Origin of the sequence: Sphingomonas sp. 10B4, assembly GCF_035019905.1 — a bacterium.
GTDB lineage: Bacteria > Pseudomonadota > Alphaproteobacteria > Sphingomonadales > Sphingomonadaceae > Sphingomonas > Sphingomonas glacialis.
Window position 1 is genome coordinate 49396 of the sequence record NZ_JASJVC010000018.1, and the last position, 9329, is coordinate 58724.

General features: G+C 64.6%; 5 protein-coding genes. 1 reads left to right on the forward strand and 4 read right to left on the reverse strand.

Annotated elements, in window-relative coordinates; genetic code table 11:
* Nucleotides 1–8 precede the first annotated feature (8 nt).
* Nucleotides 9–2387 (forward strand): hypothetical protein, encoded by a 2379-nt coding sequence (locus QN347_RS07825; protein ID WP_322162232.1) that lies wholly within the window; start codon nt 9–11, stop codon nt 2385–2387.
* 439 nt (nt 2388–2826) lie between these two features.
* Here QN347_RS07825 and QN347_RS07830 read toward each other — a convergent pair whose 3' ends face one another.
* The 4 genes from QN347_RS07830 to QN347_RS07845 form a co-directional block, all read right to left on the reverse strand.
* Entirely contained in the window at nt 2827–3465 is a 639-nt protein-coding gene (locus tag QN347_RS07830; protein WP_322162230.1) for a MobA/MobL family protein, read from the reverse strand.
* A gap of 153 nt (nt 3466–3618) precedes the next feature.
* Complete coding sequence (locus tag QN347_RS07835) at nt 3619–4236, reverse strand: hypothetical protein (protein WP_322162228.1); 618 nt, start codon at nt 4234–4236, stop codon at nt 3619–3621.
* Between the two features lie 121 nt (nt 4237–4357).
* Nucleotides 4358–5194 (reverse strand): hypothetical protein, encoded by an 837-nt coding sequence (locus QN347_RS07840; RefSeq protein ID WP_322162226.1) that lies wholly within the window; start codon nt 5192–5194, stop codon nt 4358–4360.
* 254 nt (nt 5195–5448) lie between these two features.
* Nucleotides 5449–9000: a hypothetical protein gene (locus tag QN347_RS07845; protein WP_323494007.1), complete on the reverse strand. Its 3552-nt coding sequence runs from the start codon at nt 8998–9000 to the stop codon at nt 5449–5451.
* Nucleotides 9001–9329 lie beyond the last annotated feature (329 nt).

Here is a 9329-nt window from a genome sequence, read left to right on the forward strand (position 1 = left end):
GACCTCCCGTGACCCGCCGTTTGCGTTTTCTCCTGCTGCCGGGCCTGCTGGCGACCGTGCTGCCAGCGCACGCCGCCTCGTCATCATTTGATCTGATCGGGCCGCACCTGGAGGTGAGCGTCACCCATGACGGCATCACGCTTCCGCTCGAACGCGTCCCCAATCTCGCCGAAGGCGACCGCATATCGGTGAAGCTCGATCTGCCACCGGGCGCGAGCGAGCGCTACCGTGTCGTATCCGCTTTCCTGCGCGGCGCGATCGACCGCCCGCCCACCGGCTGGTTCCACGAATCCCAGAGCTGGAAGCCGAAGGGCGACCAGATGACGCTGACCGTGCCCAAGGGCGCACAGCAAGTCGTTCTGTTCATTTCGCCCGAAAGCGGGGGCAGCGCGAAAGCGATCATCGGCACGATCCGCAAGCAGCCCGGCGCCTTCGTTCGCGCGGTGCAGGAACTCGACCAGGCCTCGCTCGATCGCGCGCGGCTCGACGCGTTTCTACAGGGGCTGCAGCAGGCCGAACGCAAAAGCCCCGAGAGCGTCGCGGCCATATCGCCGGTGCTGACGCGCAGCCTGGCGATCAAGTTGAAGGCGGAATGTCTGCAACAGGTCGCGCAAGTGCAGGCGGCGTGCCTGTCGGGCGACCGCGAAACGCTGGTGCTGGCCGATTCGCACAGCTCGGCCTTGGCCGACACCGTGACCGGCACTCCGACCGACCTTGCGTTGCAATTGAGCGCCACGCCGCAGGCCGGCTATGGCGCCTATAGTTCCTATATCGGCGTCGTCCGTGATGTCTTCCGGCTGTTCGGCGCATTTCAGTCGACCCAGCTGAAGTTCATTCCCGCGCTATCGCAGTTGCGCGATGGACAGGTGACCGTGTTGCTCAACACCCCCCTGTCTTTCTCCAAACCGACCTCTGTGATGGTCGTGGCGTTGCCCTTGGTCGAGGCCCCCAAGCCACCACCGCTTACCAGCACGGCGCCTGGCAACACGCTGTGCGCCACGCCGGGGCTGGTGTTACCGGTCGAGGGGGCGCCGCTGGTCTATGCAACCGGCTTTGCGCATGATCTTACGCTACGCTTCAAGCAGGCGAACGGAACCCAGGCGGCGGTACCGCTCCGCGCCGACCCCAGCGCCGGTGGCTTCGTTGTCGATGGCCCCATGCCCTCTGGCGGGTTCGGTGCACGCGTCGAAGCGCAGGTCCACGGCACTTGGGGCTTCCTGCCGTTCGATGGTCCGCAGTTCGCGCTGTCCGGCCCCGATCTCGGCGCGTGGCGCGTGGCCGCCGACACCTCGCTTGTCGTGGGCCGCGCCAATGCAGTGACATTGCTCGGCGATGGCGTTGGCTGCGTTACGCAGGTGGCCCTGCGTGGCCGCGACGGCGCCGTCCAGCCACTGACCTGGAAACAGTCCGGGCCAAGAGCGATCGTGGCGACGGTCCCACTGGAGACCGCACAGCCGGGTCCGGTCGCATTGCTGATCGACGGCGTCGGGCGACCGAGCCCTGCGATGGTGACGATGCGCGCCCTCCAGGAAGCTGCGAGCATCGACACGTTGAGCTTCCGTGCGACCGAACAGGAAGCGGTCTTGACGGGCACCCGGCTCGACCAGGTCGAGGGCCTGACCCTCGGTCCGGTGGCGTTCCATCCAGGTGCGTTGGCCCGGGTCGGCAAGCAGGATCGCCTGACGCTGCACACCAGCGATCCGACCACCGCGCTCGTGGCCGATCAGACCGCAACCGCCGACATCGCCTTGACTCGCAACCGGCACCGAACCCTCGCGATCACGGTCGCTTCGGCCGCGCCGACGGTCGTGCTGGTCGGGGTCACGGCAAAGGCAGCGCCGCACCCGGGCCTGCTGCCGATCACACTCATTACGCAGGGCGTGTTCGCACAGGATGCGCAGCTCACTTTCGCTTTCCACCCGGGCGGGACAGCGACGCTGACCGGGCGGGAGACGGTCGAAATCGGCACGGTCGATGGCCGGGCGAGCGCGCTGCTGCAGATCGGCAAAGGCTACGATTTGCAAGATCCGACGACCGGCATCGTCACCTTCATTCCCGCCGAGGCGCTCGGAGCGCTTGCTTATGGTCCGCTGCGTTTCCGCGTCGTGCGGGACGACGAGGTCTCAAGCTGGACCCCGCTCGCGATCATCGTGCGCTTGCCCGACATCCGTCGATTGACCTGCGCGCGGGGCAAGACCTGCACTTTGGCAGGCGACCGCCTCTTTCTCATTAAGGCGCTCAGCGCGACGGAGGATTTCCGCACGTCGCAGGAAGTCCCGGATGGATTTATTGCGAGCGACATCACGACGCATGTGGGCTCGGACTACCGCCTATTCCTGCAGTTGCGTGACGCGCCGCAGGCAAGTGCGGTGGTGTCCGCGCGCTGACCGCCTCGCGAAATGACGGAGCGATATCCGCGAATATTAAGATGCCGGCCACCAGCGTCGACAGACGGCCGCCCGCCATAACAGAATTTGCCGACCATTGACCGATTATGCCACGTCCGACGATGTCGCCGAACAGCCGGCGAGCCCATTTGAGAACGACGATGGCGTACCGGGTATAGTCCTGAACCGGTTGGGACGCGGGGCAGGCTACCTGCGCGTGGTGAACACGCCGTGGCGCCACCTCTCAAGCGCGGAGTTAGCGTTATCGCCAAATAGATTGTTCTGAAAGTGTCTCTAGCTTCACGGCCTAGACTCCGTTCTTCCGGTCACCGGAAATATGCTGACGATGAATATAGACTTGGCTCTTTCTGTTTGCATGGCGAGTAGCGTGGCGGCGGATGTTAAGCCCACCGTCCGCATGGGGCGGTGGGCTTCATCATCAGGCCGCCAACTTCCGCAAAGGTACTCCCATCGTGGCCGGATAAAGATCAACGAGCGGATACCATTTTTCCGCGAGCGACTTGCACGCGTTGGGCGTACGCAACCAGTTCTGCCGACGACGCCCGAAATCGGCGTGCGTGCGATCATACACGCGCGCCGTGACCAGCATGTGGACATGCGGGAGGATCTCCCGTTTGCCCTCGCCTTCCGACTGGGCGTGGATCGCCCAATCCGTGATCATGCCCTGCGTCGATAAATGATCGTCACAAAAACCCTCGACGATCTCGCGCCAGGTGGCGGGCGTCTCGTGGATCGGCAGCGAGGCGACACAGTGGGCGAGCGTCGCTTCGGTCGGGCGATAGATCTTGGCAATCTGATCCATCATCTCCCACAGCTTGATCCCCTCGAGCGCCGGGTCGTTGGCACGGCCCGGCCCGCAGCGACCGCGATCGACGAGATCCTGTCGGGCAGTATAATTCGGCGTCGGCCCCACCTCGTCGATCCCGTGCAGCCTGTTGATGTACCAGTACGAGCATTTCGCGGTGCGATGCGTAGAGCGCATGTCCTCGCCGTATGCGTTGATGGTATTCCAAATGACGTAGCGGGTGTTGAACGGACGATCCTGATGGATGCTCATGATTAGTCTCCTTGGTTGGACCGGAACACGGCCGGTGGTCCAGCGGCGACCTGCCGCGGGATATCGTGATTGGGATTTTTAAAATGGCCGGCGATCGCGGCCGTCCGGACGATGACGTCCGGACGGGTTCAGCGTGTCGCACCCAGCATTCGCCTACGGGCGAGTTCGTCCCGCCAGCCACGAAGCGAACGCTTCGCTGGCGGCCATGGCCTTCCCATTGCTTTCGGCGAGCCACAGTTGCCAAACCGCAATGGCTTCCCGCGCGACATGGGCGTTCAGCGACGGAAGATCGCCGAACGCCCAGGCGCTTTCGATCTCCCCTGCCGACAGTGGCGTGAGAACGATGCCCTGCTCAGCGCAGACGCTTGCAAGGTCGGGCGCACCAGCGCCCCCATGGTGGATCGCCAGATCAATGCTCGGCATCGTCACGAGCGTCATCAGCCGGTCTAGAAACGCGCGCCCGATCTCTGGGTCGCCAATCGTGCCGGCATCGAGCAGCGGCGCTATAATGCGATCTGCGAGTTGCCAGCCGAGCACCGTGCCGGCCTTCGGCATTACGTGCGTCGCCCATTTGAGCAATGCGTCCTCGCCGTCACCGGCCGCGATGGCGTGACGTTCGAGCGAGAAGGCCCACGCCCCCTCGCCTTCGCGTTCCGCGATGAGCAGGGCGAAGCTAGCCAGATGCGACATGAGTGGAAACTTGCCGCCGACGGAGGCAGGCGCATCGACGGTCGCGACCGCGAGGGTCACGAAACGGCAGGTCTTGGTCATGATGATGTCCTTGAATGGACGCGCGTCGACCCACCGCCGGCGAAGACCGGCAGTGCGAGACGCGCGATGGTGGGATTTTCGATGGTGAGGATCGACCGGAGATCCGGTCGGGGTCAGACGTTCAGAGGATCGGACGTTCGCCGCTGAACACGCGTTCGTCGGCGGCGATCTGAACGCGGCGTTCCGCCGCTTTCAGCGCGGCCGCTACGTCGAACGCCACCGCGCGCGGCCGTGCCCAGGCAGCGCTCGGACTTTGCGCAAACTGTATGAGGTGCGGACGCTCGGGTGCCCCCTCGATCCAGTGCGCGAAGGCGGCGAGCGGTCTGCTCATCAGCGCCGCGTCACTGTGTCGCCAGGCATGCCATGCGAGCCAGGCGCAGTAGGTCGCCGCGACATCCTCCTCGCAATAGCGCGCGATCGCATCGACGTCCCCCGCTCTCCACAGCGCACCGACATCGCTGCCATGGACGGAGGTCTTAACCGGGATACCCAGCCGATCGCAGATCTCGGCGAGGCTCGGCCGCTTGGTGCCACCATAGAGCGAGTACATTTCGGCTAAGTCGCAGTGGTCGCGGCCGAACCGATGCGCACGCGCATGATGCGAAAGCCCGCCGAGATCGAAGCGCCGCTCGGAGATCGCGCCGAGTTGCAGCGCCGGCAGGTCATAGCCACGCGAATTGAAACCGATGCTCGTTACCCCGATCGGGATCAGGGCATCCACCGCCGCATAGAACGCGCTTTCGTTTCCCGGTTCGCACACGACGCTGGTCAGCTCAAACGCGTACTTCGCGTCCCGCAGCGATGCGGACAGGACAGTCGCCACGACCGGTCGGTGGAGCGGCCATTTGGGGAAGCTGCCGTCGGCGGGTTCGTCTTCGACGATCGATTCGATGTCGAACACGACGATATTGTCGCCCGAATGCTCGTCGCTCGGGCGCTGCGGGTGGAAAGACCGCATGATACATCTCCTTGAGATGGACGTGCACGCGGTCGCGTGCACGGATCGAAGGAATGAAAAGAAAACTGTCTTGGCACCTGTCGGCGCCTTTCCAATTTTCCTCTTCACCCCTTCAATCACCCCTTTTCGCTTCTGCTCCCCTCTTCACCCTGTGCGTGCGCATCCCGCTGCCGCGGGCATTTTCCGACGACGGTCAAAAAGGGGTCGGTTCGTGGGAATCCGGCGGAGCGCCCCGCGACTATGCCATCGCGACGTCAGCGCGACGGATCGAGACGCCCGGGATGAAGGGGCAAGCGACTGCGCGGACCGCGAAGTTTACGGCTGGGTGTGATGGCGGCAGGCGGCGGCTTCAGTAGTGCGCCGAGCGCGCGCGCATCCCCATCGGTCATGCCCGCCGTGCCCACCCCGCCCGCAAGCGCGCGGACCTGCTGGGCGAGCAGGTCGACCACCGGCGCGGCCGCGCCTTCGTCGCTGGCGGTAAGCCATGCGCGTACAACAGCGCTGTCATGCCGCAGCGCGGGCGCCGGCAATCCGGCAGCCGCTTCCCGGCTGCGGAAATAGAAACCGGCATCGAACTGCCGCAGATCGACGAATGCGCGGTCTTCGGGCGTTCCGCCGATCAGTCTCACATGCGTGCGCACGTCGAGGGATCGGGCATCCTGCTTGATGCTGGCTTCGACCTTCAGCGCGCCGGTCCGGACGCGTGACAGGATTTCACGCTCGACTTCGGCCTGGATCCTGCGCTGAACATCGAGCGCGTGCTGGATCTCGAGGTGCAGGAGCCCGAGATAATTATAGTTCGAAAACCGCAACACATCGCCGTCGTGCAAACCAACGAGCCCGTCCCGCCGGCTGAGCGGCATCCCACGCTCGGCAATGACCGCGACCGTGTCCCGGGCCCATTCCAGCGGCGTGCGCAAGGGGGACTGATTACCGGGAGCGGTGGGTGCCGCGGCACCGAACCCTATGCGGCCGTGCGTGACCGCGACCCTGCCGAGGAAATCAGGACCGGTTGTCGCAGGCGGCGCGGCGGCCACGAGCCTTGCGGTCTTCGGATCGGACCGACGAGCAGTTTCGAGGTACGCGCGGAATTTTGGATGACGCGACAGGACCGCCATCTCGGCGGCATCGCGCTGATCAAGCGTCGGACCGACGGGGCCTATTCTGCTTCCAACACGCGCCGGATCAAAGCCCTTGCCGACCTTCTCGATAAGGCGCGCGGCATAGGGCGTAATAGCATCGCCGTCGCCGACCCGCTCGATGAGAGCCCGGTCGATCTCCTGGGCAACGTCGACCCGATGACGCTCCGCCCGCCATTCAATGTGATCGCGGTGATCCCGTTCGAGTTGCGTCCAGACGATCTCAGGCCTAGACGGCGGAGAGGGTGCGGATGGCTTGTCCTGGGCCGGTAGCGCCGGGGCCGGCGTATCTTCGGCAGGACCTCGAACGACCTGTTCTTCGCGAAGACCCGTAGGTTCGAGGCGGTCATCGCCGATATCCCAGATGTCCGCCAGGAACGGCACGTCTGCCAACGACGGCAGTTCGTCGAGCTCGATGATTTCGCTAGCAGCGCGTGCAGTGCGGCGTCCGTACCGCTCGCGGGCATCGACCTGACGTTCATGCATGATCCGCGTTTCGAGTTTGGCGAGATGCCGCTCCATGACCGGCGTATCGCGCCATTTGCGCACCGCCTGCCCGAACCACGCGCTGTGGGTATCGCACGTCTCATCGAACAGCGACGCGGCTCCGTGGCGCCGGGCGAAGGCTTGCACCTGTGCAAGCTCGCGCTGCTGCGCGGCGCGAATACCGGCCAGACGCCTCTGCTCGCGGCCACCGCCAAGATCGACGCCGCGAACCAGATCGTCCGGGTCATCGCGTGGATCAATCGCGAGCCCGTGCTCGCCTCCGCTTACGAGGAGGGGGGCCTTGGCGATAAGGTCGATGGCCCGGTGTGTCGGGGTCACGGTCGGCACCGTCATGTGCTCGTGCATGTCGACAGGCTCTAAGCGCTTTGCATTATCTGCCGACAGGGCGCTCCTCGCCAATAGCTCGATCGCCTCGATCTCCATCCGCGCCGCCCGGGCTACGCGGTCCGCCACCGCTTCTTGCTCCAGCTTCAGTTCGAGATCGAGCGCCTGCAGATGCCGCTCTGCTTCCCTACCCCGTTCCGTCCATCCGGCGACCGCGCGCGGCGACGTCGTCACCGTGGCATATTCGGGGGCAAAGCGCGCGGTTCGCGCGGCGCGGCTTCGCGACATATCAATCAGGATCTGGATCTGGGCAGCCTCGTGCCGCAGCTCAACCGCCTCGACCTTTGCCGCGCGTGCGCGCTCGTGGTTCGGGTCCGGCGCGGGCAGCGCACGATCGATCGCGCCCAGCTCGGCGGCATGGTTGGTGGCGGCAGCCGCGAACACGCGACGCCAGCCTTCGACGTCGTTGGAGAGCCCCCGCTCGGTGCTGAATCCTGCTCGCTCCAGCACGGTACGCCGGCCATGCATCTTGCGCTGCGCGGTTGCATCGATGCCCATCTCGGCCAAGGTGCCCGGATGATATCGGACATCGGCATCGATCGTGGCCAGTTCGATGTTGGTCAGGCGCGCAACCTCCTCGCGCATGACGTCGATCCATCCGTCGCGGGTGATAGCACCGACCTTGTTCGCTTCGAATTCGAGGCTGCCGTCCTCCAGATAGCGAGCCTGCCTCGTCCCCATCAACCAGTGGAAATGGTCGTTCAGCGGATCGTTGAGCCCGTCAGGCATATGGTCGCAGATCGTCATCGGAATGAACCAGCCCGGCTCGTCCGTGCTGGCAGGATTGCGCTGGCGCTGGACGAGGTCGATCATGCCGGCCTGTATCCGGGCGCAAGCATCCGCGCCCAGATCGGCATGATACTCGCCTTCGCCCGCCAAATGAGTCTGCACCGCGCGGCCTTCCGATACCCGAGCCGGCCGGGTAGTCTTGTCGACCGTATCCGGCCAATGGTCTTGGGTCTTGATCCAGGCATAGACGTCGAACGCGCGCGCATCGATCCACCGAACACCGTCGCGCGCCTTGCGATTCGACAGCGGTCTGCCCGCCGCGACACGCTTCTGTTCCTTGGCAATCGCCTTTCGCAGGCCCGCAGGGCACTCGGCATCTCGCGCAATCTCGTCGAACAAGGCCGGGGCGCGAGCGTAGAAGATGCTGATCCCGGGCGGGTTGCCCTCCGGGTGCGGACGGCGATCGCGTTCAAACGTCTCGACGACATTCCAGTCGGCCGGATCCCGCAGGTTCGTCCAGCCATCGGCGGGTCCGCCGCCCTGGCCACCATGCCCGCGCATATAGGCGTCCTTCGCCGCGCCATCGATCCCGACGTCGAGCGCCTTCGCCAGCCCCTCGCCCGGCGCATCCGGTTCAAGCCCCTGCCCTTTGCCGCGCGCATACGCGTCGAACGCTTGCGCGGTTCGGCCCTCGACCATGTTCTTGGCGAAGTGGAACGGGATGTGTCCGTCGGCCGAGCGCAGCCGCGACACGGGCGGCGAGCCGGGAATTGAGAAGAAGGGTCGAGTGGTATAGGCTGGCCCACGCGCATCATCGTATCGGCCGATGCCGTCGATGAGCCTTGGAACATGGTGGCGAAGAACACCGAGCGGATCCTCGCATGCCATCGCTTCCAGGTCGGCCGGCACGTCCTGGATGACCCGCCTGCAGAACCGCTTGCTGAATGCACTGAGCGACGGCACGTCCCTGCCCTTCTCCCATTCCCGACAATTGTCGGCATGAAGCCCGCGGCAGGCGCCCACGCATCGACTGATGCGTGAACTCACTCCCGTTGTTGTAGAATACAACGCACCGCTAACACGAGCAATCGTGTTAGCGTCTTGCGCCTAAAATACTTCTCGACACTTTATCGATGTGCAAACTCGTAGAGTTGGTAGCTTGCATATCTTCTGCAGTCATTGCGAAGCTGCGGAAGCACAAGCTTGATCAGGTAGTCTTTACCCAGTGTTTATTATGCAAGCTCGATTTCATCCAACCTCGCATCGTGTTGCGATACCGTCGGCTCCATACGATGCGAGGTGAGAGTCCGTTTGGAAAATCACGGATGGGCGTTTCTGCGTAGCATGAGTCCGCCCATGGCGACCATGATCATGGC